Origin of the sequence: Brumimicrobium sp. (assembly GCA_023957385.1) — a bacterium.
Classification (GTDB): domain Bacteria; phylum Bacteroidota; class Bacteroidia; order Flavobacteriales_D; family Crocinitomicaceae; genus Brumimicrobium.
Genome location: JAMLGZ010000001.1, coordinates 1,466,797 through 1,492,703 on the forward strand (window position 1 = coordinate 1,466,797; position 25,907 = coordinate 1,492,703).

The 25,907-nt window shown below is 34.7% G+C and carries 25 protein-coding genes; 15 read left to right on the forward strand and 10 right to left on the reverse strand.

What is annotated here, in order from left to right:
- Positions 1-35: 35 nt before the first annotated feature.
- Positions 36-1,115: a M42 family metallopeptidase gene (locus tag M9897_06475; protein ID MCO5268520.1), complete on the reverse strand. Its 1,080-nt coding sequence runs from the start codon at positions 1,113-1,115 to the stop codon at positions 36-38.
- A gap of 159 nt (positions 1,116-1,274) precedes the next feature.
- Here M9897_06475 and M9897_06480 point away from each other — a divergent pair, with 159 nt between their 5' ends.
- Genes M9897_06480 through M9897_06495 form a run of 4 tightly spaced genes read left to right on the forward strand, consistent with a single transcriptional unit; the run spans position 1,275 to position 4,425 of the window.
- Positions 1,275-2,210, forward strand: coding sequence for a DUF368 domain-containing protein (locus tag M9897_06480; GenBank protein MCO5268521.1), 936 nt, complete (start codon positions 1,275-1,277; stop codon positions 2,208-2,210).
- A 1-nt stretch (position 2,211) separates the two neighbouring features.
- Positions 2,212-2,961: a shikimate dehydrogenase gene (locus M9897_06485; protein MCO5268522.1), complete on the forward strand. Its 750-nt coding sequence runs from the start codon at positions 2,212-2,214 to the stop codon at positions 2,959-2,961.
- Positions 2,962-3,015: 54 nt separating this feature from the next.
- On the forward strand, positions 3,016-3,642 hold the full coding sequence (locus tag M9897_06490) for an ATP-binding protein (GenBank protein MCO5268523.1): 627 nt from the start codon (positions 3,016-3,018) through the stop codon (positions 3,640-3,642).
- 18 nt (positions 3,643-3,660) lie between these two features.
- Entirely contained in the window at positions 3,661-4,425 is a 765-nt protein-coding gene (locus tag M9897_06495) for a YdcF family protein (GenBank protein MCO5268524.1), read from the forward strand.
- 5 nt (positions 4,426-4,430) lie between these two features.
- Here the strand turns inward: M9897_06495 and M9897_06500 are convergent, their stop codons facing one another.
- Positions 4,431-5,060 carry a CoA pyrophosphatase gene (locus M9897_06500; GenBank protein MCO5268525.1) on the reverse strand — a complete coding sequence of 210 codons (630 nt, stop codon included), beginning with the start codon at positions 5,058-5,060 and terminating at the stop codon, positions 4,431-4,433.
- Positions 5,061-5,242: 182 nt separating this feature from the next.
- Here M9897_06500 and secD point away from each other — a divergent pair, with 182 nt between their 5' ends.
- The 4 genes from secD (at position 5,243) to M9897_06520 (ending at position 10,910) form a co-directional block, all read left to right on the forward strand.
- Entirely contained in the window at positions 5,243-8,257 is a 3,015-nt protein-coding gene (gene secD / locus M9897_06505; GenBank protein MCO5268526.1) for a protein translocase subunit SecD, read from the forward strand.
- A 90-nt stretch (positions 8,258-8,347) separates the two neighbouring features.
- Complete coding sequence (locus M9897_06510; protein MCO5268527.1) at positions 8,348-8,914, forward strand: LemA family protein; 567 nt, start codon at positions 8,348-8,350, stop codon at positions 8,912-8,914.
- Positions 8,915-8,920: 6 nt separating this feature from the next.
- Positions 8,921-9,895, forward strand: a complete 975-nt coding sequence (locus M9897_06515) for a M48 family metallopeptidase (protein ID MCO5268528.1) — start codon at positions 8,921-8,923, stop codon at positions 9,893-9,895.
- Position 9,896: 1 nt separating this feature from the next.
- Positions 9,897-10,910, forward strand: coding sequence for a WYL domain-containing protein (locus M9897_06520; protein ID MCO5268529.1), 1,014 nt, complete (start codon positions 9,897-9,899; stop codon positions 10,908-10,910).
- A 50-nt stretch (positions 10,911-10,960) separates the two neighbouring features.
- On the opposite strand, the gene M9897_06525 is transcribed toward M9897_06520, so the two are convergent.
- From M9897_06525 to M9897_06535, 3 genes are all read right to left on the reverse strand, one after another.
- Positions 10,961-11,566 carry a sugar transferase gene (locus M9897_06525; protein MCO5268530.1) on the reverse strand — a complete coding sequence of 202 codons (606 nt, stop codon included), beginning with the start codon at positions 11,564-11,566 and terminating at the stop codon, positions 10,961-10,963.
- A 2-nt stretch (positions 11,567-11,568) separates the two neighbouring features.
- Complete coding sequence (locus tag M9897_06530; GenBank protein MCO5268531.1) at positions 11,569-12,423, reverse strand: lysophospholipid acyltransferase family protein; 855 nt, start codon at positions 12,421-12,423, stop codon at positions 11,569-11,571.
- Between the two features lie 205 nt (positions 12,424-12,628).
- Positions 12,629-13,471: a DUF2911 domain-containing protein gene (locus tag M9897_06535; protein ID MCO5268532.1), complete on the reverse strand. Its 843-nt coding sequence runs from the start codon at positions 13,469-13,471 to the stop codon at positions 12,629-12,631.
- Between the two features lie 205 nt (positions 13,472-13,676).
- Here M9897_06535 and polA point away from each other — a divergent pair, with 205 nt between their 5' ends.
- From polA to M9897_06570, 7 genes are all read left to right on the forward strand, one after another.
- On the forward strand, positions 13,677-16,496 hold the full coding sequence (gene polA / locus M9897_06540) for a DNA polymerase I (protein ID MCO5268533.1): 2,820 nt from the start codon (positions 13,677-13,679) through the stop codon (positions 16,494-16,496).
- A 183-nt stretch (positions 16,497-16,679) separates the two neighbouring features.
- On the forward strand, positions 16,680-17,246 hold the full coding sequence (locus tag M9897_06545; GenBank protein ID MCO5268534.1) for a nucleotide exchange factor GrpE: 567 nt from the start codon (positions 16,680-16,682) through the stop codon (positions 17,244-17,246).
- A 9-nt stretch (positions 17,247-17,255) separates the two neighbouring features.
- Positions 17,256-18,383, forward strand: a complete 1,128-nt coding sequence (dnaJ, locus tag M9897_06550) for a molecular chaperone DnaJ (GenBank protein ID MCO5268535.1) — start codon at positions 17,256-17,258, stop codon at positions 18,381-18,383.
- Between the two features lies 1 nt (position 18,384).
- Positions 18,385-18,849: a nucleoside deaminase gene (locus M9897_06555; protein ID MCO5268536.1), complete on the forward strand. Its 465-nt coding sequence runs from the start codon at positions 18,385-18,387 to the stop codon at positions 18,847-18,849.
- A gap of 109 nt (positions 18,850-18,958) precedes the next feature.
- Positions 18,959-19,576, forward strand: a complete 618-nt coding sequence (locus M9897_06560) for a 30S ribosomal protein S16 (protein ID MCO5268537.1) — start codon at positions 18,959-18,961, stop codon at positions 19,574-19,576.
- Positions 19,577-19,590: 14 nt separating this feature from the next.
- Entirely contained in the window at positions 19,591-20,124 is a 534-nt protein-coding gene (rimM, locus tag M9897_06565; GenBank protein ID MCO5268538.1) for a ribosome maturation factor RimM, read from the forward strand.
- A 10-nt stretch (positions 20,125-20,134) separates the two neighbouring features.
- Complete coding sequence (locus M9897_06570; GenBank protein ID MCO5268539.1) at positions 20,135-20,827, forward strand: methyltransferase; 693 nt, start codon at positions 20,135-20,137, stop codon at positions 20,825-20,827.
- 26 nt (positions 20,828-20,853) lie between these two features.
- Here the strand turns inward: M9897_06570 and M9897_06575 are convergent, their stop codons facing one another.
- The 5 genes from M9897_06575 to M9897_06595 form a co-directional block, all read right to left on the reverse strand.
- Entirely contained in the window at positions 20,854-21,678 is an 825-nt protein-coding gene (locus M9897_06575; protein ID MCO5268540.1) for a DUF2797 domain-containing protein, read from the reverse strand.
- A gap of 12 nt (positions 21,679-21,690) precedes the next feature.
- Entirely contained in the window at positions 21,691-23,028 is a 1,338-nt protein-coding gene (locus tag M9897_06580) for an MFS transporter (GenBank protein MCO5268541.1), read from the reverse strand.
- Positions 23,029-23,088: 60 nt separating this feature from the next.
- Positions 23,089-23,688: a bifunctional nuclease family protein gene (locus M9897_06585; GenBank protein ID MCO5268542.1), complete on the reverse strand. Its 600-nt coding sequence runs from the start codon at positions 23,686-23,688 to the stop codon at positions 23,089-23,091.
- A 90-nt stretch (positions 23,689-23,778) separates the two neighbouring features.
- Complete coding sequence (locus tag M9897_06590; protein MCO5268543.1) at positions 23,779-24,720, reverse strand: electron transfer flavoprotein subunit alpha/FixB family protein; 942 nt, start codon at positions 24,718-24,720, stop codon at positions 23,779-23,781.
- 21 nt (positions 24,721-24,741) lie between these two features.
- Entirely contained in the window at positions 24,742-25,482 is a 741-nt protein-coding gene (locus M9897_06595) for an electron transfer flavoprotein subunit beta/FixA family protein (protein ID MCO5268544.1), read from the reverse strand.
- Positions 25,483-25,907: the final 425 nt, after the last annotated feature.

The window sequence follows — 25,907 nt, forward strand, 5'->3', positions numbered from 1 at the left end:
GTCTCAGCAAATCACTTTCAACTCTCCACTCTCCACTACTTAAAATATCTAAAATCCTGTTTATTCTTAATTCTCTTTACAGATGCAAGAATCAACTGAATCGTATTTTCAACATCTTTCTCATGCACCATTTCTACGGTTGTATGCATATAACGTAAAGGCAATGAAATTAATGCAGATGTAACTCCTTCGTTACTGTATGCAAAAGCATCTGTATCTGTTCCGGTAGAACGAGACGCAACAATGCGTTGGAACGGTATTTTTTCTTCTTCTGCAGCTTTGATGATGTGCTTTAAAAGATTGTTTTGTACAGCTGGACCATAAGTAAGTACTGGACCCAATCCATTCTTATAATCTCCTTCAATCTTCTTATCGATGAGTGGAGTACTCGTATCGTGACAAACATCGGTAACAATTGCCACATCAGGTTTAATTCTGTGAGCAATCATTTCAGCACCACGTAAACCAATCTCTTCTTGAACTGAATTGACGATATATAAACCAAAAGGAAGTTTTGTTTTTGATTCTTTAAGTAAACGAGCTACTTGTGCTATCATAAATCCACCAATTCTATTGTCAAGTGCACGTCCAACAAAGCGATTCTTATTTAGAATCATAAATTCATCCTCAAATGTGGCAACACAACCAATGTGTACGCCTAGTTTTTCAACTTCTGCTTTGGAATCGCATCCACAATCTAAAGTGATGTTACTTTTAGTTGGTGCAGGGTCTTTCTCATGACGAGTATGAATTGCTGGCCAGCCAAATACAGCTTTCACAATCCCTTTATCTGTATGTATATTTACACGTTTAGATGGAGCTATCATGTGGTCAGAGCCACCGTTACGTTTTACGTAAATAAATCCATCATCTGTGATGTAATGCACAAACCAGGAGATTTCATCTGCATGAGCTTCGATAACTACTTTGTATTCTGCTTTTGGGTTAACGACCCCAACAACAGTCCCATAATTATCTACCATATAATCATCAATATATGGCTTGATGTAATCTAACCACATTTTTTGCCCATTATATTCAAACCCCGTAGGTGATGCATTATTTAAATATTTTTCTAAAAATTTTACGCTTTCTTTTGTTATCCCTTTCGCCATAATTATTCAATTTTTTGATAAATATAGAAGATTTGAGGATTGATTTGAAACAGAGAAAGAAATAGTTTTCAACCGATTACTTTTCAATCAATTTTCAAGCGACTATCCCTTGTTTCAAACTAATTTATACATTTGCCACTAAATACAAAGGTATAAATTATGCAAGAAAAAAGAACAATCCTACAATATCTTGGAATTACATTGAGAGGGATAGGAATGGGGGCTGCAGATGTAGTTCCAGGTGTTTCAGGTGGGACCATTGCCTTTATTACGGGTATTTATGAAGAACTAATTACAAGTATTAGTAATATAAATCTGGATGCATTTAAAAAACTAAAAGAAGAGGGGATACGCTCTTCATGGAAGCATGTTAACGGTAATTTCTTTGTAGCTTTAATATCCGGTATAGCAATCGCAGCTTTGTCTCTTTCTCGTGTGATTACTTATTTATTGGATAATCAACCTATACTGGTATGGTCATTTTTCTTCGGTTTGATCTTGGGAAGTATTCAATTGATTCTTAAAGACATTAAAAAATGGGATTTGTTATCCGTTCTTGGATTGCTAGCAGGAACTGGTATAGCGGCATATATCTCCCTTATTCATAGTGTTGGAACAGGTGGTAGCTTATGGTATATTTTTCTAAGTGGAGCAATTGGAATCTGTGCAATGATTTTGCCAGGTATCAGTGGTGCATTTATTTTAGTTTTAATGGGGTCTTACAGAACTATAATGGATGGTATTAAGAATTTTGATATTGTATTAATTGCAGTATTTGCATTTGGATGCTTAGTGGGCATATTATCTTTTAGTCGCTTATTAAAATATTTATTCAAACACTATGAAAACCTTGTGCTAATGATTCTTTCTGGATTCTTAGTAGGTTCATTGCTAACCATCTGGCCTTGGAAAAACCCCATAGGAGATGCGCCTGTGGTTATACACTCCGATGGAAAAGAAGATTGGATGATGGGAAATGTTTTACCTGCTGATTATATAGGGGATTCCTTATTGTTTTATGCTCTTTTAGCAGCATTAATCGGTTATCTCTTAATTGTAGTTATGGCAAAATTTGCACCTAAGAATTCAAAATAGCATGTGTTCAGAGGAAGTCATAAAATATGGTCTGATAGGAAAAACCTTAGGACATTCTTTTTCTAAAAGCTTTTTCAATGAGAAATTTGACTCCTCAAAGATAACTGCCATATACGAGAACATTGAATTAGAAGATGAAGAGGCTTTGAAAAAATGGATGAATGATCATCTGTTTGAATACAAGGGACTCAATGTGACAATTCCATATAAAGAAACAGTTCTTCCTTTGTTAGATGAACTAAGTGATGAAGTCAAAGCGGTTGGAGCTGTAAATACAATCTTAATAAACAATGGGAAAACGATTGGGTACAATACAGATGTCTATGGTTTTCGTCAAGCTATCAAACCTTTTTTTCGAAATGTTCATGAACGTGCATTAATTCTAGGAACAGGTGGCGCATCAAAAGCGGTGGCTTATGTACTAAAGAACTTGGGAGTAAGTGTTTCTTATCTTTCTCGAAATCCTAAAAATGATAATGAATTCCATTACAATCAGGCGAATGAAGTGATGGTTAATGCTTTCAAAATGATAGTGAATTGTACACCTGTTGGTATGTTTCCTGATGTTGAGCAAACTCCAGATTTTCCAATTGATTTAGTTGGCGAAGATCATTTAGTAATCGATTTAATTTATAATCCTCAAGAGACTATTTTCTTAAAACAAGCAAGAGAACATGGTGCAGATATTTTAAATGGCCTATCTATGTTACAACACCAAGCGATTAAAGCTTGGGAGATATGGAATGCTTGACCAATCAGTTTTTCTATTTTATAATGAATAAATAAAACTATATTTACAATTAGCATGGATAAACTTTATTCATATATCAATCAAGGGGAGCATCAGCAGCAAGATTTTAAGTTTCGAGTGGACGATGCAAAGAAGATTGCTCGGACGATGGCTGCTTTTGCAAATACGGATGGAGGGAGATTGTTAATAGGAGTGAAGGATAATGGAAAAGTAGTTGGAATAAATCCTGAAGAAGAATTTCATATGATACAAGGAGCTGCGGAAATGTATTGCAGACCCGCAATCTCTTTTACTTCACAAATCCATCAGGAAAAACATAAGCTTGTACTTGAAATTGTTATAGAAGCTGTAGAAAATAAACCTATACGAGCGATAGATGAAGATGGAAATTTTAAAAGTTATGTACGTTTTGAGGACCATACTCTACTTGGAAATAAAATATTAGAAGGAGTGTGGAAGAGAGAAAAAAATAAAACCTCTGTTCCCGAGGTGTTTGATACAAATGAACAGCTTATTCTTTCTTGTATAAAGGAAGAAGGTCCTATTACATTAAGTAAATTATATCGTAAAATAAATTTAAAGAAAGCCTATATAGATAAGGTATTGATTTTATTGATTTCATGGAATATTGTTTCTATGCAGATGAGTGAAAATGGCACCTTTTACAAGCTTTCCTCATAAGAATAAAAGTAAATTGATATGTTGATTATATCTAAAATAGTATATTTCTTTATTGCACCTTTGTCTTGGGTGATTTTAGCTGTTTTAGTTTGGATATTTAGTAAAAATCAGCGTGTAAAAAAGATAGCTAAGATTTCTGCTCTATTCGTTTTATTCTTCTTTTCCAATACCTTTATATTTAAGGAAATGACACGTGTTTGGGAAATACATGCGGTAAAGAAAGAAAGTATAAGTCACTATGAAGTCGCTATTGTGTTAAGTGGAATGTTTGAGTATGATAATGATGTTAAACGCCTAAGTGCTCGTCGGGGAGCAGATAGACTTTGGCAAACTTTGGACTTATATTATACAGGAAAGATTGATAAGATTTTACTGTCTGGGGGAAGTGGATATGTATTTGACAAGGGTTTAAACGAGGCTGCTCAAGTAAGAGACTTGTTAGTTTCTTGGGGCATTTCCAGTGAAGATATCATGGTAGAATCAGCATCCAGAAACACGTACGAAAATGCTAAGTTTAGCGCCGAACTATTAAATAAAGATTATCCAAAATATACTTCTTTTTTACTAGTTACTTCTGCTAGGCACATGCGTCGGTCCAAAGCTCTTTTTGAAAAACAAGGAATTATGGCTACACCATTTTCTACGGATGAATATACGGGTGAAAAACGTTATTATACGTGGAATGAATATATTATCCCAGATGGTGATACGTTTAACGAATGGTTTGGATTGCTAAAAGAAATGGTAGGCTTAGCTGCATACAAAATGGTTGGGAAAGCATAGATTTCCTATAGGATTAGCTCTTTAAATTCATTTAAAATTAAGGCTGTTGCGCCCCAGACAATTTTATTATTTAAATCAAAATAGGGAACATCCTTTAGGGCGCCTCTATTTTCAATATGAATATTGGTTGATTTTATAATATTCTCTTTGAATAATTCATCAATAGGAAATGAAAAAATCTCAGCTACTTCTCGTTGGTTGGGCGAAAATTCAGGAATGCCTGAATGATAAAAAACGAATGGTTGTACACGAAATTTGCTAACTGGAATATAGACAGGCGTTAATTGTCCCAGTAAATAAAGGCTGTTTGATGCTATTCCAATTTCTTCATAAATTTCTCGACGCACCGTTTCTTGTAAATTAAAGTCTGATACTTCCATTTTTCCACCAGGAAAACAAACTTCGCCACTATGCACGCCTTTGTATGGGTTTCTTTGCATCAAAACCGATTCAATGTTTTTTTCTTTTTCATAGAGAATCATTCCAACGGCACTTTCTCGATAATCATGAGTAATTTGAATGATTTTTGAAGCTTCCTTTCTACCCAAAGGAGACACAGGGTTATGAGCCTTTTCTCCCGGTAAATCTTGAGTTAGTTTACTTTTAATTAATTCTATAGAAAGTGGGTGATTCATTTCTTATTTCCCTACATTTATTATTCAAATATACGCTATATAGTAACAAATACCCTTTTAAAATTGATTTTAAGATTGTTTTGTTTAAAAAATATCTAAAACATATCGCATAGAATGTTGTGTTTAACAAATGATAATTATATATTTGCCCGCTAATAAATTAAATAACGACATTTTAGAATATGCGTAACAGAGGATTTTTTTGGTTTTTTACCATTTTACTTTTAGTAGTAAGTATTTATCAAATTTCATTTTCATTTGTAAAAACCGGAATTGAGAAAGAAGCTCAGAAGGAGGCTATAGAAAGAGTTGAGGAATTAATGGCTTCTGCAAAAGGAGATTCAGTGAGACTTCCAAATGGTACTTATGTAAATTTTGAGACGAATAAAGAGGCGTATGATTTGGCAAAATCTGCGTTCTTAAATGAAATCTTGAAAAAGAAAAACAACGATAAAGTGTATATTGGAAATACTTTTATGGATGTTAAGAATAAGAGTGTTTCAATGGGACTAGACTTGGAAGGAGGTATGTCTGTAACACTACAACTTTCTATTCCTGATTTAGTTAGAAATTCAGCAATGAACTCATTTGATTTGAACTTCTCTAAGCCGTATGCAGCTGCATTGGATGAGTATAATACACAAGGAGGAGATTTTGTTGAGATTTTTGCTCGTAAACACCATGAAATGTTCCCTGATAGAGATTTAATTCGTGAGTTTTCTACGAGTGAAGTTATTTCTAAAATCACTAATAAAGCAACCGATGCAGAAGTGGTTACTTATTTAAAAGGATTGTCAGAAGGGGCTTTAGACGGAGTTGAGACTATCATGTCAAATCGTATCAACCAATTTGGTGTAGCACAGCCTAATATCACAAAAGATAATACTTCTAATCGTTTATATATTGAATTACCTGGTGTAAAAGACCAACAGACAGTAAGAAGTCAATTGCAAAGTACCGCAAACCTTGAGTTTTATTTAGCATATAAAGGAACTGAATTAGGTAATATTTTCAACGAATTATTAGTAGAAAATGCGGATGCTACTAAAGATGAGGAGTTTGATGATTTATTTGACGATGTAAAAGATAGTACTGATATTGCTACAGTAGGAGATTCTACTGAAGTAAAAGATGAAGCACAAGAAGAGCCTAAAGTAAAACTATCTTCTTTTGGAAGAATGTTTAGAGTGAATATTGATGCTGAAAATCGCTACCAAAATAGCCCTATCTTAGGATTTGCAAAAGCTTCTGACACTTCAAGTGTCAATGAACAATTGATTGCTAAGGCTGAAGACATGATGTTAGATAACATCCGATTTGTATGGGGTGCCAAAAGTGAAGATTTAAAGATACAGGACACATTATTTTACTCTTTATATGCATTAAAGATTCCAGATGATGGGAAAGCAAGAGTAGGAGGTAAAGATATCGAGAATGCACGTGTTTCTATTGACCCAAATAATGGAGAAAGAGGAGTTAGTATTGATATGGGGGATGTAGGTGCTGAAGAATGGGGGCAAATGACTACAGAAAATGTAGGTAATTTTATTGCTATTGTAATGGATAACAAAGTGTATAGCGCTCCAGTTATTAATTCTGCAATCACCGGGGGACAAACATTGATCTCTGGACGTTTTTCATTAGATGAAGCTACTTCATTAAGTAACCTTTTAAATGCAGGAGCTCTTCCAGCTCCATGTGTAATTGTGGATGAGGCAGTTGTAGGCCCTACTATTGGAGCTGAAAACTCTCGTACGGGGCTTATGTCATTTGGATTTGCTCTAGCTTTGGTATTGATTTATTTGGTATTCTACTATGGTAAAGCTGGTATCGTAGCGGATATTGCCTTGATTACGAATATTGTAGTTTTAGTAGGTTTATTAGCTGCGTTTGGTGCTGTATTAACTTTGGCTGGTATTGCTGGTATTGTATTAACTATGGGTATGTCTGTGGATGCCAACGTACTTATTTTCGAAAGAGCTCGAGAAGAGTTAAGGGATGGAAAAGGAATGAAGTTAGTCATTCAGGATGGTTATAAGAATGCTTTGTCTTCTATTATGGACGGTAACATTACCACTTTATTAGTAGCAATTGTATTAAAGACATTTGGTTCTGGCCCTATTGAAAGTTTCGCTATCACTTTGATTATCGGTATCTTCACATCTTTATTTACTTCTATCATTGTGACTCGTTTGATTTTCGAATGGCAGTTAACTCGTAAAGTTGAATATGCTTTCTCTAGCTCAGTGACAAAGAACTTTTTTGCGAATAATAATTTCCGTTTTTTACATAACAGAAAGAAATTCTATATTTTATCTGGTGCTCTAATTTTGACGAGCATTATAGCTCTATCAACAAGAGGTTTAAAACCTTCAGTTGAATTTACTGGTGGAAGAACTTATGAGATGGTCTTTGAAAAACCAGTTGGTAAACATTCTGAAGATATAAAGAAGTTGCTTCGTAATGAACTCAAAGAAGAAAACGGACAATCAGCTTCAATTGAAGTAAAATCTAGAAACTCTGACTATCGTGTGGAAATTGCTACAGACTATTTGCAAAAAGTACCAAATTCTGAAAGCCGAGTGAGAGGTGACATTATTAAAGCATTAGAATCTAATCCGAATTATGGAACTCCAATTGTGGAGAATAGTAGATCTGTTTCAGCTACTGTTTCTGAAGAATTAAAGATGTCTTCGGCTATTGCAATTTTGTTTTCCATCTTGATTATGTTTGTGTATATTTTGATACGATTCAAAGGATGGCAATTTGGTGCGGCTGCTGCAATCTCCACTGCTCATGACGTGATTATTGTATTAGGTATCTTTGCTTTACTGCACGGCGTATTACCATTTAACATGGAGGTGGATCAAGCCTTTGTAGCTGCAATTTTAACCTTGATTGGTTATACAATTAACGACACCGTGGTTGTATTTGATAGAATTCGTGAATTCTTAGGAAAATATAAGAGTAAAGATACTTTAACTATTATGAACGATGCAATCAATTCAACATTGGGTCGAACTATCAATACTTCTTCAACAACTTTCATTGTGTTGTTAACTATTTTTGTATTCGATGCAGGAGCTATTAAAGGATTTATCTTTGCATTGATGTTTGGAGTTCTAGTAGGTACATATTCATCTATTTGTGTGGCTTCGCCAATTGTATTAGATCTAATTAAAAATAAGAATAAATAATTAGTTAAAACTTCTTAATTAAAATTGAATACCGTAGCTATTGTTACGGTATTTTTTTTTATATTTGACTGAATTAAAAATAAATATAACATGGGAGCATTAGCTATTTTTCTTATCGTTGTTGCAGTAATTGTAATCTGGATTATATCTATTTATAACTCTTTGGTAAAGTTAAGAGCCAATAGAGAAAACGCATTTGCAGATATTGATGTACAATTAAAATTGCGTCATGATTTGGTTCCACAATTGGTTAATACAGTTAAAGGGTATATGGATCATGAGAGTGAAACATTAAAAGCTGTAACGGCAGCACGTTCAGGTTGTATGAATGCGAATAGTGTAAATGATAAAATTGCCGCAGAACAAGGTTTAACTTCTGCTTTGGCAGGATTAAAAATACAAATTGAAGCGTATCCGGATTTAAAAGCAAATACGAATTTCCTTCAATTACAAGAGGAATTGTCTGATATTGAAAATAAACTTGCTGCAGTAAGAAGATTCTTTAATTCTGCTACTAAGGAACTAAATATAGCTGTACAAAAATTCCCAAATGTGTTTTTTGCAGGTGCTTTTGGATTTAAACAAGAGCCAATGTTTGATTTAGGTACAGAACAAAGACAGGAATTAGATAAAGCTCCTGACGTAAGTTTTAAATAATCTCGTATGAAATATATTGGACTGCAACAACAGATTGATTCCAATAATAGGAAATCTATATTGTTGTTGCTTTCTTTCCCTATTCTAGTATTAGTATTGGTATTTGCTTTTATAAGCATTATTAATTTTAATCCTCCAGCAGAGTATAACAATTATACATCAACACCTTATGATTGGGATAATGTAATTTCTCAATTTATTGAAGCTGTTCCTTATGTTTTTGTGGCAGTGGGTGTATGGTTTGTGATAGCTTATTGGTCGAATACGGCCATGATTAATGCTAGCGCTCACTCTGAAACGCTATCCCGTAAGGAAAATATGCGTGTTTACAATCTTACCGAAAACTTATGTATGAGTGTAGGGATGACTATGCCTAAATTACGTATTATTGAATCAGGAGCGTTAAATGCTTTTGCAAGCGGAATTAATGAAAAGAATTATACGGTAACACTTACTAGAGGAATTATTGATAAATTAAACGATGATGAATTAGAAGGAGTTATAGCACATGAATTAACCCATATACGAAATAGAGATGTTCGACTACTCATTGTTTCAATCATTTTTGTGGGAATTTTTTCTTTTTTGATCAATATTGCATTCCGATTATTATGGTCTACAGGTGGAAGTAGAAGGCGGGGTAAAGACGATAAAGGAGGAGGTGCTATATTTTTGGTTGTTCTTGTTTTAGCAATATTAGGCTATTTCTTTTCTATATTTTTTAAGCTTTCATTGAGTAGAAAACGAGAGTATTTAGCAGATTCTGGAGCTGTAGAAATGACGAAAAAACCTTTGGCTCTTGCCAGTGCGTTGGAGAAAATTTCAGGTAGAGATGAAGTCCCTGAAGTGAGTAATAAAGATGTAAAACAAATGTTTATTTCAAATGGTTCTTTTCAGTCTAAATTTTTAGGCGGACTTAGAAGTTTATTTTCCACACACCCACCTATTGAAAAGAGAATAGAACTACTAAAACAATTCTAAGATGCCTCACATTAAGAATGCTTTAATCCGATATCGGGTGATTGATAAGGCATTACATAATCCGTATAAACCTTTTCCAAATAAAATGGATTTAAGAAGAGCTTGTGAGTTAGAATTGTATGGGAATGATGAAGGGGAAAATATTTCGGATTCTACTATTGAAAAGGATTTATTTGCAATGCGTCAGGAAATGGATGCACCCATTAAATATTCCAAGATTGAGAAAGGATATTACTATGATGACCCCAACTTCTCTATCAGCGAAGTGCCATTGTCGGAGGATGATATTTCTTCTATCCAGTTTGCACTGAATACTTTATCTCAGTTTAAAGACAATGAAATCTTCCAACAATTTGGTTTTGCACTGAATAAAATCATAGATAAATTCACAGTTGACACTAAGAAAAATCAAAAAGATGAAGAGATTATTCAATTCCAACAAACAACTGCTAATTTGGGAAATGAATTTCTGGCTCCTTTATTTTCGGCAATTAAGGAACAATGGATAGTATATTTCTACTACGCTAGTTTTAAATCACTAGAGCGCAAACGAAGAAAAGTTGTTCCGCTCTTACTCAAAGAGTTCGATAATCGTTGGTATTTAATTTCGTACGATTTAGTTAAAGAAAAAATTATAACCTATGCACTTGATCGTATAGCTGAACTTGAAGTGTCTGAGCAAAAAGGAGAGAAACCACGTAATTTTAATCCCGATATTTTTTTCAAATATGCTATTGGTATAACTGCTTCATCAGAATCCTTACCCGAAAAAATAGTTCTTGAAGTTATGCCTGTTTCAGCTCGCTATTTAATTTCTCAACCTCTACATAAAAGTCAAAAAATTTGTAAAGAACTTACAGATAAATATATTTTTGAATTGTTTGTTTCTATTTCTGAAGAACTTATTCGTGAATTATTGAGTTATGGAAGTGATTTAATTGTTATTGAACCTCCCTCTTTAAAGGATATTATAAAGAATAGGATCCATAAAATGAATCAAAACTATCAAGATTAAAACGATTTGATAAAATAAAATTTAATATAAATTGTTTGCAAGTATACCCGTTAATTGTTACCAGTAAAGGCCTCTGTAGTAGCAAAACCTTCTTTTGAAACCCCTTCGCTTTTACTCACTTTTTTGAAAGTTAACCATAGAATTTTAAGATCTAGTAAGAAAGAAAGATTCTCAACATAATATATATCGTGTTCAAACTTTTCTTTCCAAGAGATGGCATTTCGCCCATTTACTTGAGCCCAGCCAGTGATTCCAGGTTTTATAAGGTGACGTTTCTTTTGAGTTTCGTTATAGAGTGGGAGGTATTGGACAAGTAGAGGGCGTGGTCCTATTAAACTCATATCTCCGATTAATACATTAATTAATTGGGGGATTTCATCAAGGGAAGTTTTACGTACAAAATTCCCTATTTTAGTAACTCTCGCTTCATCTGATAAGAGATTACCTTGGGTATCTTTCTTGTCATTCATTGTTTTGAATTTGACTATCTTAAAGATACGTTCATTCCTTCCCGGTCTTGGTTGAAGAAAGAAGGGTTTACCCTGATTTGCAAAAAAAAGTGCAATAGTGACAATAAAAAAAATCGGACTCAATAAAATCAATCCAATAAGGGCTACTAAAAAATCAATGATATGTTTGAAAAAGTGGTTATACATAACTAGCGATAAGCTCTTTCAAATTCTTCTTTTTGATGTTGGTAAATTTCTGCATAATTTGCAGGCTTATGTTTTTTCCAGCGTTTATGTGACCAAATCCAGTATGGGGGATCATTTTGAATGGTTTGTTCCATCATTCTGGTGCATCGTTCTGTGATTTCCCCATAGTTTAATTCTCGTGGATTACGAGTAACTTCAGTTAATTTCATTTTATAATATCCTCTGCCATCACGAAGAATTTCAAAATATACAACAGCTTGATTGAATTTATTAGCCAACATTTCAGGGCCAAATATAACTCCCGTTTCTTGATGTAGAAACTCCATCCAATAGCATTTGCGCTCATCACCAGGAGATTGGTCAAAAAGAACAAGTGTAGCAATAGTCTCCTTATTATTCTTAAAAAAATCATTCGTAATCTTGGAATGAATAATTTTCATTCCAAAACGAGCTCTTCTGTTGTTGATTGTTTTATCCCAAAAAGTGCTTGTGAGTGGCATTCCAATTCCAACTGCTTGATGTTTGAAAAGTAAATTTTGCGCTGTAATTAGCCATTCCCAATTATTGTAGTGCCCCGAAACTAACAAAACGTCTTTTCCTTCTTTATAAAGTTCTTCCATGAGTTCTGGGTTCTCTACTTTAAAACGTTTTTGCAAACATTTCCCATTAATACTCAAGTTTTTGGTTCCTTCCGCTAACAAATTACTTAAATGGCGGTAAAAACGGTGTTCAATGCGGCGATGTTCCTTTTTGCTCTTATCGGGGAAAGAACGTTCGATATTGGATCTAACTACTTTCCTACGGTAGGGAATGATTGTGATTAAAAGCAAATAAAAAAAATCAGTAAAGAGGTACATTACCGGCAGAGGAAGCCAGGATACAGGATAAATAAGCAAATAATAAGCAATCCTATTCACTGCTGTGTTTTTTGTAAAGTTACAAAAAAAAAATAATAGTGTTTTATTCTTTTAGGATAAAACACTTAAAAAATAAGCCTTTATGATAGATGAAATTTTATTTTTTTTATCTTTTAATTGCTTTTATTTGATACGAAATCAATTGCTATTTTTTATTATCTCTTAAATCTTCGTATTTCTTTTGATATTCATAGCTAAAAGCAGGGATGTTTTTGGCAATCTCAGCCGCTTTTTTAGCAGATTCTACAGCTTCTTCATGTTTACCTAGTTTTTCCTGAATTTGTGCTTTTGTCCAAAATAGATAAAAAGCTTGTGGATTTTGTTTAATTGCTTTATCTGCATATTCTAATGCTAAATCTAGCTGATAATCATTGGCAAGGTAATACTTAGCAGCATCAGCGTATGGCGGGTTTTTTCCTTTGAGTTCTTTATCAAAATATTTAATAATAGCTTGGTGATTGTCAGCCTTTATAGGAAGAATCACCTTTGTTTTCTCCCAGATTAATTCCAAATCTGCTGAGTTCTCTGAAATGTTTTCTAAAGTGATTGTAAAGTTCTCTTGGATTTCGTTAAGAGGAAGCACATTTACTTCTACACTTAATATGTTATCTGCTTCTTTATATCCAGCAGAACCCCAATTTTTAGTACCTTTATTAAATAAAATTGTCCATTTCTTTTCCTGGGGAATTGTATAAAGTGCATATTCGCCTTTAGGTAAGGTTTTTCCTCCAATAATGACATCTTCTCCAAAACTCACCTTTGTTGCAGCATTCGCACCTGTTCTCCATACTTGTCCGAAAGGAATTAAATCTCCAAAAATAATTCTTCCTTTCACTGCTGGTCTGCTATAATTTAATCCTATAAAGGAAGTAGAAAATTGTTGATTTATATTTATGCTTGGACTTGGTGCCGGTAAATGAAAGTCTTGCGCATATTGGGTGGTCATTAACCCTAGAGCGATAGAAAGTGTTAAAAATATCTTTTTCATATTATTTGTTTTACATATTAGAGAAAATAAACTCTCTTTGGTTACAAATAATTCAAAACAAAGTAAAAAATATTTTGTTTTGCAAGAGGTGATAACAATCCATTCTAAACTTTCAATTAAGCAAAACAAGTTATTGGAGTTACCCAACAAATGGATGTCAAATAAAATAATTCCTTATCTTTGAAACTTATCAAAACAACAGTACATGTTAACTCCAAAAATTGAAAAAAAACTATTTCTTTTAGACTCTTTTGCCTTGATCTATCGTGCATATTATGCTTTTATTAAGGCGCCTCGAATTAACTCAAAAGGAATAAACACATCTGCTGCTTTTGGTTTTACGAACGCTTTATTGGATATCATAAATAATGAGCAACCAACTCATATCGCTGTAGTTTTTGATGCTCCTGGTGGTCCCACTAATCGTATCGAACAATTTGAGCAATACAAGGCACAACGAGAAGCTATGCCAGAGGATATTCGTAATATGATAGATCCAATTAAGGAGATTGTGAAGGCATTAAATATCCCCATATTAATGAAGACAGGATATGAAGCAGATGACGTGATAGGTACCTTAGCTAAAATAGCTGAAACACAAGGCTATGTGACTTACATGATGACGCCTGATAAAGATTTTGGTCAATTGGTAACCGAAAAATCCTTGATTTATAAACCAGGTAGAGGCGGAAAACCAGCATCTATCATGGGGATTCCAGAAGTACTAGAAAAATTTGAGGTTGAACGCACAGATCAGGTCATAGATATTCTCGGTTTATGGGGAGATGCTTCGGATAATATCCCTGGAATACCTGGAATAGGAGAGAAGACGGCAAAGGAACTTATTCAGAAATACGGTTCTATGGAAGCCATTTTTGAGCATTTGGATGACTTTAAAGGAAAGCGAAAAGAGAATTTAACGAATTTCAAGGAGCAAGGCTTATTGTCTAAGCAATTAGCAACAATCATAACAGATGTAGATGTGCCTTTTATTCCTGAAGAATTAAAAATAGGAGAACCTAACAAAGAGCAACTAATTGCTATTCTGACTGAATTGGAATTTAAAGGGATAGCTAAACGAATACTAGGGGAAGAGATTGTTGTTACTGCTACGCAATCTCCTGTGGGATCTGGACAATTGGATTTATTCGGTACTCCTCAAGATGCACCTCAAGAGCTTACTAAAGAACCGGAAGTTATTACTGAGTTAAAAACTGTTGAAAGTGAAAAACCAAACTATCATTTCATAGATTCTGAAGAGGGGAGGAAGCAATTAATTCAAACTTTATTGCAACAAAAATCAGTATGCTTTGATACAGAAACAGATAATTTAGAGTCACGAAATGCCGACCTAGTTGGTATGGCATTTTCATACCAAGAAAAAGAAGGATTTTATATTCCTTTCACCAATGATTTTGAACAAACAAAAAAGATAGTACAAGAATTTTCTCCAATTTTTGAGTCTACAAGCATTGAAAAAATCGCTCATAACATCAAATACGATGAGCAGGTTATAAATCGCTATGGGGTTACCATTCAAGGACCGCGTTTTGACACCATGATAGCACATTACTTGCTAACTCCCGACGGGCGACATAACATGGATTTATTGGCAGAATATTACTTGCATTATAAAACCATTCATATAGAATCTTTGATTGGTAAACGAGGAAAGGACCAAAAAACAATGTGGGAAGCAGATCAAAAATTGATTTGTACCTATTGTTGTGAAGATACAGATATTACTTTGCAGTTAAAAAACCTATTCGAACCAGAAATTCAAAAAGAATACGTCAAAGATTTATTTTACAAGATAGAAATGCCTTTAACGGAGGTGTTAAAATCAATGGAACAAGAAGGAGTTCAGCTGGATATAGCCAGATTGAATGAGTTTTCTAAAGAGTTAGATGTTTCTATTAAGGACTTGGAAGAAAAAATCACAGGCTTAGCAGGAATGGAGTTTAACTTAGACTCTCCAAAACAATTAGGTGAAGTACTATTTGAAGTGCTACAAATTTCAAAAAAAGCCAAAAAGACTAAAACTGGGCAATATTCTACATCGGAGGATACATTGCAAGCACATATTAATGATCACCCAATTATTCCGTTGATTTTAGATTATCGTTCTTTACGTAAGTTGAAAAGCACTTATGTGGATCCATTGCCAGATTTAGTAGATGATACATCAGGAAGATTGCACACACATTTTATGCAAACGGTTACAGCAACTGGTAGACTAAGTTCAACGAATCCAAACTTGCAGAACATTCCTATTCGAACAGAAAAAGGAAGAGAAATCCGTAAGGCATTTATTGCAAGAAATGATGATTATTACTTTATGTCTGCCGACTATTCTCAAATCGAATTGCGCATTATTGCAGCTTTGAGCGGAGATAAAAACATGATTGAAGCCTTTAAAAATAAGCAAGATATTCACGCATCTACTGCTGCAAAGGTATATGGTATAGCCGATATAAAAGATGTAACTAAAGAACAGCGAAGCAATGCAAAGGCGGTGAATTTTGGAATTATCTATGGACAATCTGCATTTGGCTTATCACAAAATTTGGGGATTTCTCGGGGAGAAGCTAAAACAATTATCGATAATTATTTCGCACAATATCCAACGATTGTAAAATATATCTCCGACGTGAAGGAAAAGGCCAAAGAATTGGGATATGTCGAAACGATTATGGGGAGAAGAAGATATTTGCCAGACATCCATTCGACCAATGCAATCGTTCGAGGATTTGCTGAACGAAATGCAATCAATGCACCTATACAAGGAAGTGCTGCAGATATTATCAAAATAGCCATGATTCATATTTACAAGCGTTTTCAAGAAGAGAAATTAGTGTCCAAGATGATTTTACAAATCCATGACGAATTGATTTTTGATGTATTGAAAACAGAAAAAGATATTGTAGAAAAGATTGTCCGTGAAGAAATGGAAGGAGCGGTGCAGCTTGTTGTTCCTCTGGATATAGAAATGGAATTTGCTGAGAATTGGCTTGCAGCACATTAATGGATTTCCTTTGCTACTATAAACTAGGCTCGATTTTAGTTAATTTAGTTTCACGACTCTATCTAAAAGCTCCTTATTTTGCTGTGGTTTGTCACTGAACTATATTTTTCCTGACATTATGTCTGTTTTGTACTATTGGCAAAGCCTTTGCTTAAGAGGAAAGAAATTATTTTTATAAAAAATATGATGGGTAGAAAAGATAAAAAATTAGAAGAGAATAAACAAGAAACTGAGGATAATAAAGCGGTAGAGCAAAATAACGACGAGAAAGAGGTTCAAGAAGAAACGATAGAAACCGTTTCAGAAGAGGAAACTTTGTCAGCCAAAATAGAAGAATTGAATGACAAATACATGCGTTTATATTCAGAATTTGACAATTTTAGACGTAGAACCAGCAAGGAAAAGTTAGAAATTCTAGCGAATGCTTCTGAAGATGTAATTAGAGATCTTCTACCTGTATTAGATGTTTTTGAACGTGCAATAGAGAATAATGAGAAATCTTCTGATGCAGAGGCAATCAAAGAAGGTTTCCAATTAATTTATGGCAAATTAAATAGTATTCTTGTTGGAAAAGGTTTAAAACCTATGGAAAGTATAGGAACAACTTTTGACGTTGAACAACATGAAGCCATTACTAATATTCCTGCACCTGACGCTGATAGCAAAGGAAAGGTGATGGACGTAGTTGAAAAAGGATATTTTTTAAATGACAAAGTGATACGCTATGCGAAAGTGGTAGTGGGTCAATAATAGAGTTGTATGAGTGGTAAACGAGATTATTATGAAGTCTTAGGCGTTAATAAAAATGCGTCTGCAGATGAATTAAAGAAGGCATATAGAAAACTAGCAATTAAGTATCATCCAGATAAGAATCCGGATGATAAAGATGCTGAAGAAAAATTCAAAGAAGCAGCGGAGGCATATGAAATATTAAGCGATGCTGAGAAACGTCAGCGTTATGATCGATTTGGTCATGCTGGAGTTGATGGTTCTGCTGGAGGATTCAGCGGAGGAGGGATGAATATGGACGATATCTTTTCTCAATTTGGTGATATCTTCGGTGGACATTTTGGTGGTTTCGGTGGTGGTTTTAGTGGCGGAGGAAGCAGACAACGCCATGTGAAAGGGACTAATTTACGTATCAAAATCAAGATGACATTAGAGGAAGTTGCGGATGGTGTACGTAAGAAAATTAAGGTAAACAAGTTGGTAAATGCTAAGGGGGTGACTTTTAAAGAATGTCCCACTTGTCATGGCACAGGACGCGTGCAACGTGTAACTCAAACTTTTTTGGGCGCCATGCAAACTGCTTCTACTTGCCCAAATTGTCAAGGAGCAGGTAAAATTATTGACCGTAAACCATCGAGTGCTGATAGTATGGGATTGGAGCGTAAAGAGGAATTGATTGAAATTGATATCCCAGCTGGAGTAGAAGATGGTATGCAGTTATCTGTTAGTGGAAAAGGAAATGCAGGTCCTTTTGATGGAATTCCTGGTGATTTATTGGTGGTGGTTGAAGTGAAAGATGATGAGCATTTACGAAGAGATGGACAAAACCTGCATTACGATGCTTTTGTTAGTTTTATTGATGCTTCATTAGGTGGAATGATTGAAGTGCCAACCATTAAAGGAAAAGCCAAAATAAAAATTGAGTCAGGCACACAAAGTGGAAAGATGCTAAGGTTACGAGGAAAAGGATTGCCAAGTGTTCACAACTATGGAATAGGAGATCAGTTTGTACACATCAATGTGTGGACTCCACAAAAATTATCGAAAGAAGAAAAAGAAATTTTGGAAAAGTTGCGTGAAAATGATAACTTTAAGCCACATCCAAGCGGAAAAGAAAAAGGCTTCTTTGAACGTGTGAAGGATATGTTTAGCGAGTAGTATGCATAAAGATTTTATGATAAGAGCCATTGAATTGTCTGCCCAAAGCGTGGAAAGTGGAGGAGGACCTTTTGGTTCAGTAATCGTAAAAGATGGACAAATTATTGCAGAAAGTGCTAATCGGGTTACCATAGATAATGATCCAACCGCCCATGCTGAAGTAAATGCCATTCGTTTAGCTTGCCAAAAATTGCAAACATACTCTCTAGAAGGTTGTGAGATTTATACATCGTGTGAACCTTGTCCTATGTGCTTAGCTGCAATTTATTGGGCAAGAATTGGTAAGATATATTTTGCTAATACAAAGAATGATGCAGCAGCAATTGGATTTGATGATTCCTTTATTTATCATGAAATCCAATTACCACATGATAAACGTAGTATTTCCATACAACCTTTTATGCGTGATGAAGCATGGAAAGTGTTTAAGAAGTGGGAAGAAAAGGAGGATAAAAGGGAATATTAAAATAATCCTATAAAATTCATTGAGTTATAGATAAGTTTATTATCTTTGCACCCTCAAATTAAATTATTTATTAATCGGAGTTTCGGACTCCAACTTATAAAAACAAGTTATGGCAACAAAAATTAGATTGCAAAGACACGGTAAAAAAGGAAATGCTTTTTACCATTTAGTAGTAGCTGATTCACGTGCAAAGCGTGATGGACGTTTCATTGAAAAATTAGGAACTTACAATCCAAACACTAACCCTGCTTCTATCGATATCAATTTCGACAGAACTTTACATTGGGTAGGAGTTGGAGCTGAAATGTCAGATACTGCACGCGCTATTTTATCTTACAAAGGAGTGTTATATAAAAATCACTTACTTCGTGGAGTTGTAAAAGGTGCATTAACTGAAGCTGATGTTGAAAAGAAATTTGCGGCATGGTTAAGTGAAAAAGAAAGCAAAATCACTAAAAAGGCTGAAGGTCATGTGGTTGCTAAAAAGAAAGAAGCTGAGATTAAATTAGCTGCTGAAAAAGAAGCTAAAGAAGCAAAAGCAAAAGCGATCGAAGCTAAAAACACTCCACAAGAGGAAGTTGTAGCTGAAGAAGCATCTGCTGAAGAAACTGCTAACGAAGAAGCACCAGTTGCTGAAGCACCAGCAGAGGAGCCAGTAGCAGAAGCACCAGCAGAGGAACCAGCAGCAGAAGCTCCAGCTGAAGGAGAACCAACAGAAGAAAATTAATATTTCTCTTTGGAATGAATAAAGCAGATTGCTTTAATCTAGGATATGTAGCGAAACTTCACGGATTTAAAGGTGAAGTTTCGCTTTTTTTTGACACTACTAATCCTTACGACTATCAAGAAATTGAAGCTGTATTTATTGAGAAAGAAGGCGTACTTATCCCATACTTTATAGATAAACTTGAACTAAACAATAAGGGTTTTGCTCGTGTAAAGTTTGAAGATGTTGATACAGAAGAGGAAGCTAAAAAATTAGTAAAGAAGCCTCTTTTTCTACCCCTAAGTCTGCTTCCTGAATTATCTGGTAAAAATTTCTACGATCACGAGATTGTTGGTTTTGTCGTTTTTGATATAAATTATGGGAAAGTTGGAGAGGTGGATTGTGTGCTAGATTTACCCGTAAATCCTTTATTGCAAATCATCAATAAAGAGAAAAATGTAGAAATACTATTACCACTTGCCAATAATTTAGTACAATCAGTAGATAGAACAAAGAGAGAACTACACGTTTCTGCTCCAGAAGGTTTAATCGAAATGTATTTAGATTAACATCTAAACCATGTCGGTATTTCGATTTAAATATTTTGAAATCGAGCAAGATGGCGCTCCTCAAAAAGTAGGCACAGATGCTATGGTTTTAGGTGCTTTAGTAGATACTTATGAGCCAAAACAAATCTTGGATGTAGGAACAGGTAATGGTGTGTTAGCATTAATTTGCGCACAAAAATTCACTCAAGCTATAGTGACTGGTCTAGATATTTCAGAAGATGCTACCTCGGTTGCAGATTTTAATTTTAAGCAATCTCCTTTTGCTTCAAGAATGCATGTTGTTCATCAAAATTTTCTTGATTATCAAGTTTCAGAGAAGTTTGACTTAATCATCTCCAATCCACCTTATTTTAACACCCAAATGCCTTCCGAAAATAACCTACGTAGTTTAGCGCGTCATGAGGATAGCATGTCGGTGATAGATCTAATTATTCATTCATTAGAATTATTATCTGAAAATGGTGAATTGTGGATGATTGTACCTAGTAATAGGTATGAGGAATTAACCCAACAACAAAAATTAGTTAACATAAAAAAAGTAATTCAGATATTCGGAAAGCCAGGAAATCATGTGCGTGATATTCTAGTCTTTGCAAAAAATGTTGAGAAACAGGTTTCTATTTCTGATTTTACAATCCGAGATGTACAAGGAAACTATACTGCAGCATATAATGAATTGACAAAGGAATTACATTTTAGATAAGTTGTAGTAATTTACTGAATGAGAATTTATTCCACAATGAATTCTACTTCATATCCTGTATGTCTTCGAATATTCATCACCTTTCCATTCTCAAAGAGGAAGTACTGTCCTTTAATTCCCATGAGTTTTCCAGTTATTTCTGGTTGTTTCTCAAGATTCACGCTGCTTACCTTTTCTGGAAATTGAATAACAGGATAATTAATTGGAGTTAATTGGTCTTCATCTGAAATATACTGAGATATATCGCTAGGTAGAATTTCTTCCAATTCCCATTTCTTAGACTCTAAATCAATGCTTGTATCAATTTGATTAGTAAGCATTGTTCTCCAGTTTGTTTTATCTACAAAGGTTGATTTAAGGGCCACTTCAATGATTCCTGCTTCATATCTATTTGGAGTTTCAGCTAGTATGATAGCCTCGCTAGCCCCTTGGTCTATCCAACGTGCCGGAATATTTGATTTGCGTGTAATTCCTACTTTAATTGCATCTGTAGCTGCTAAATATACTATATGTGGTTGATTATGATTGATTTGCTCCCAAGCTACATCTCTTCCTATTCCTTCGTGTGCGCGACATAACTCTGGACGTATAATGCATTCCGCAGATTCAGGGGAATTCTTAAAGCAATTGTAGCAAAATCCTTGATTAAACGAAGAAACTGTTTTTATTCCACAACTTATGCAATAGATGTTTCCGGTGAACTTGAAGGTGATTTGACTACCTATGAAATCATTGGCTAGAACCGATAATTCAGTCTTTTGGTTTGTGTGATAAAATAACAATTGATACTCCACCAGATTGTCGTGATTAAGATGAACAGGCATCTTTCTCAGTTCTCCTTTTATCTGCATAACCTAAGCATATTAATGTTTGGAAATATTTTCAAGTTGAGTGGAGTTGTGCTTGTATTTGAAAACCAAGGCAAAAACAATCGTTACCATGAGTGCAAATCCTGCAAAAATAGCCCAAGATATTCTCCAACCTTGCAACTGTAGGAGAATGTCGGTTTGTGCAAATACAAAATGATTCACAATGGCACCAGCTCCGAGCATTCCGATAGTGGCACCTAATCCATTTGTCATAACCATGAATACACCTTGTGCACTTGAACGTATATTTTTATCTGTTTCCAAATCAACAAAAAGAGACCCTGAAACATTAAAGAAATCGAAAGCAACTCCATATACAATCATTGAGAGAACGAACATCCAAGCACCAGCACCTGGATCTCCTATGGCAAAGAGCCCAAATCGCAGAAACCAGGCAATCATAGCCATAAGCATTACTTTTTTGATACCAAATCTTTTTAAGAAGAATGGAATAAGTAAAATACACAAAGTTTCAGACACTTGAGAGATAGAAATTAGCGCATTTGCATTATTTGCTCCCCAAGCTTGCGCGAACTCATCAATGTTTTTAAACCCTGTAATATATGGGTTAGCATATCCATTTGTGATTTGAAGCGAAACTCCAAGAAGCATAGAGAATATAAAAAATATGGCCATTCTCTTTTCTTTAAACAGCGCAAAAGCTTTTAAGCCTAATGCATCCGATAATGTTCTTTTCTCTTTAGAAGAAGAAACGGGAACTTTAGGAAGTGTAAATGTGTATAAGAATAGAATAATACCTAAAATTCCAGATACATAAAATTGCTCATATCCATTTTGAAAGCTCATAAATCCTTCTGTGTGAGAAAAGCTAAGCATAAATTCTCCCTGTATATTTCCTGCAAAATTCACAAAGAGCATAGCAATGATAAAGCCAATAGTTCCCCATGTTCGGATAGGAGGGAAGTGTTGAATTGTATTAAAGTCATTTGAAACTAGAATCGAATATGCTGTCGAATTAGATAGGGCTATGGTTGGCATATAAAAGGCAACGCTAATGGAATAGAAAAGAAAAAGCATAGAGAAATCTGCTTCTGTTCCATGTATCATTCCATAATATCCTGTTGCAATTATTCCAATGGCAGCAATGAAATGACTTATTCCTAATAAACGCTGAGCAGGAATCCATCTATCGGCGATAATCCCTAAAATGGCTGGCATAAAAATAGAAACAATCCCCTGCATGGCATAGAAAAGTCCGATTTCAGCTCCTAATCCAATTCTTCCAAGGTAATTTCCCATAGAAGTTAGATAAGCTCCCCAAACGGCAAATTGTAGGAAGCTTAAAATAGTTAATCGTAGTTTGATGCTCATATTAGAAATGTTTTCGACTTTCTAGGTGGGAAAGTAATTGAAATAGAAAGTAGAAATAAATTAAGAGGTACGTTTATTTATCTCGTCACGTATTTTTGACGCCATTTCATAGTCTTCATTTTCTACTGCTTTTTCTAAATGTTTTTCGAGATCTTTGATAGATAATTTAGAAAAATCTTGTTTATCGGTTTTATTTTGCTCGACTTGTGGTGTTTCTGTTTCTTTTGCTTCCCCTGATTCTTCCTCTTCCTGATCCATGCGAATTCCTGCAGAACTTAGAATACTTTCATAGGTATATACAGGACATTTGAAACGAACTGCTAAAGCAATAGCATCAGATGTACGGGCATCTATTTCTACTTCTTTCCCATTGCTTTCACAGATTAGTTTAGAATAGAAAATGCCTTCACGTAAACTATGAATTACAATCTCTTTAACTAAAATACCAAAGGTATCGGCAATATTTTTTACTAAATCATGAGTGAGAGGGCGAGAAGGTTTCATATTTTCAAGTTCAATAGCGATTGCTTGAGCTTCGAATCCTCCAATAATAATAGGTAATCTGCGTTGGCCATCTGTTTCAGAAAGAACCAGTGCGTATGCTCCAGATTGTGTTTGACTGTATGAAAGTCCAATAATTTCCAGCTTTACTTTTTTCATTCTCCGTAATGTCAGCTATTTCATAAAAATTAGGGAGGCGCATGGTCTCCCTAACTTCTTATGGTAAAAATAGTATTTATTATCGAATGTTTAGTTAGAAGCCTTGAATTTTTTTACAGCTTCCACTAATTTAGGAACTACTTCAAAAGCATCTCCTACCACACCATAATCAGCTGCTTTAAAGAAAGGAGCTTCTTTATCTGTGTTAATTACCACAATCGTTTTTGAGCCGTTTACACCAGCTAAATGTTGGATAGCCCCAGAAATTCCGATTGCAATATATAAGTTAGGACGAATTGCGACCCCTGTTTGTCCCACGTGTTCGTGATGAGGTCTCCAATCAGCGTCAGCTACCGGGCGAGAACAAGCCGTTGCAGCACCTAATGCTTTAGCTAAATCTTCAATCATTCCCCAGTTCTCAGGACCTTTTAAACCACGACCAGCAGAAACTACTAATTCAGCTTCAGGAAGTGGGATATCTCCTTCTGGACGATTGATTCCTTTAACTCTTACACGAGTGTCTCCCGCATTGCCATTAAATTCTTCAATAGACGCCGAGCCACCTACTTCTTCTACTGGAATTGAATTTGGAAGAAGAGAAATAATTTTTTTTGAAGTATTGGCTTTAACAAAAGCAAATGCTTTTCCTGAGAATACATTTACAGGGACAGTTCCATCACCTTGAGGAACACCTGTTGCGCTAGAAATTAGTCCCGCATTCATCTTTACTGATAAACGAGGAGCTACTGCTTTCCCAACTAAATCATCTGAAAAAACAACTGTTTCAGCACCTACTTTTTCAGCAGCTGTTGCTACCATTCTAGTAATTTGTTGTTCATCTGTCCCATCAAAAGAACGGTCAACTAATACTTTACTGGCACCATATTTTCCTAAATCAGCTAAAATCGCATTATCTGCTTTTCCATTTGTTACTGCAGTAACATCTCCTAATTTTTTTGCATAAGTAACTGCTTCAAAAGAGTTTTTTGCGATTTTGTTACCATTGCTATTGATATATACTAATATTGACATGTCTTATTAACTTTTAAATGACTAAATAACTTTTGCTTCATTGTGTAACAGCTGTACTAATTCATCCATGTTGTTTGGATCGATTAATTTTACTGCGGACTTTGGTGCAGGTAAAGCGTATTTTACAAAAGTTGTTTGCGTACTATTCACAGAAGGTTCTACCACTTTTAATGGCTTTGTTCTTGCAGCCATAATTCCACGCATATTTGGAATTCGTTGCTCAGCCATACCTTTCGCACAACTAACTACGAATGGTAAATCAACCTCTACAGTTTCAACTCCACCAATTGCCTCTTTCTCTAAAGTGGCCGTATTTCCATTTAATTTAAGACTTTCACCTAAAGAAACAAATGGCAAATCAAGATGTTCAGCAATCATTGCCCCCACTTGAGAACCATTGTAATCAATTGTTTCTTTACCCACTAAAATAATATCATAATTACCTTCTTTGGCAACTTTAGCAATTTCAGCTGCAACTTGACCGGCATCTTCAGCAACAGCATTGATTCTTATTGCGTCATCCGCACCAACAGCCAATGCTTTTCTAATAGTAGCCTCATCTTCTGTATTTCCTACAGTAATTGTGGTTACTGTTCCTCCATTAGCTTCAACTAATTCCAACCCTTTTACTAAAGCATACCATTCATCGTATGGGTTTACGATATATTTCACACCGTTTTCGTCGAATTTTGTGTCTCCGTTTGTAAACGCAATCTTAGTGGTCGTATCCGGTGCTTTACTAATACATACTAATACTTTCATATTTATTATTTTATCTTTTTGCTTGTTTCTACAAAATTAAAAAAAGATTAGGAATAGCGACATAAATATTTCAATTTTATTAGGAGTGCATAATAAATTTTCAACAATTTGTTAAAAAGGAGATAGAATTGTCTTTTGGTTGAAAGTAGATTGTTGATATGGGTATCCATTTTTTTTAAATAAGCCGTTGTGCATTTATAAAAGGCTAAAAAATCAAATAATTGTTCATGTACTTATGTGTAAAGTTTTAAAAAATGAAAAATAATTTACAAATAGACCCCGAGTAACCAAGGTTCTCGGGGTGACAATCAAGGAGGCTGCTTTCGGTCGGCAAAGCCGACCGCCTGATTCTATCTAGGAATTGTCAGCCCTCGATACAATTTTTCTGCGAAAAATCATGAACTGTGTAAAAATTTTTACACAGT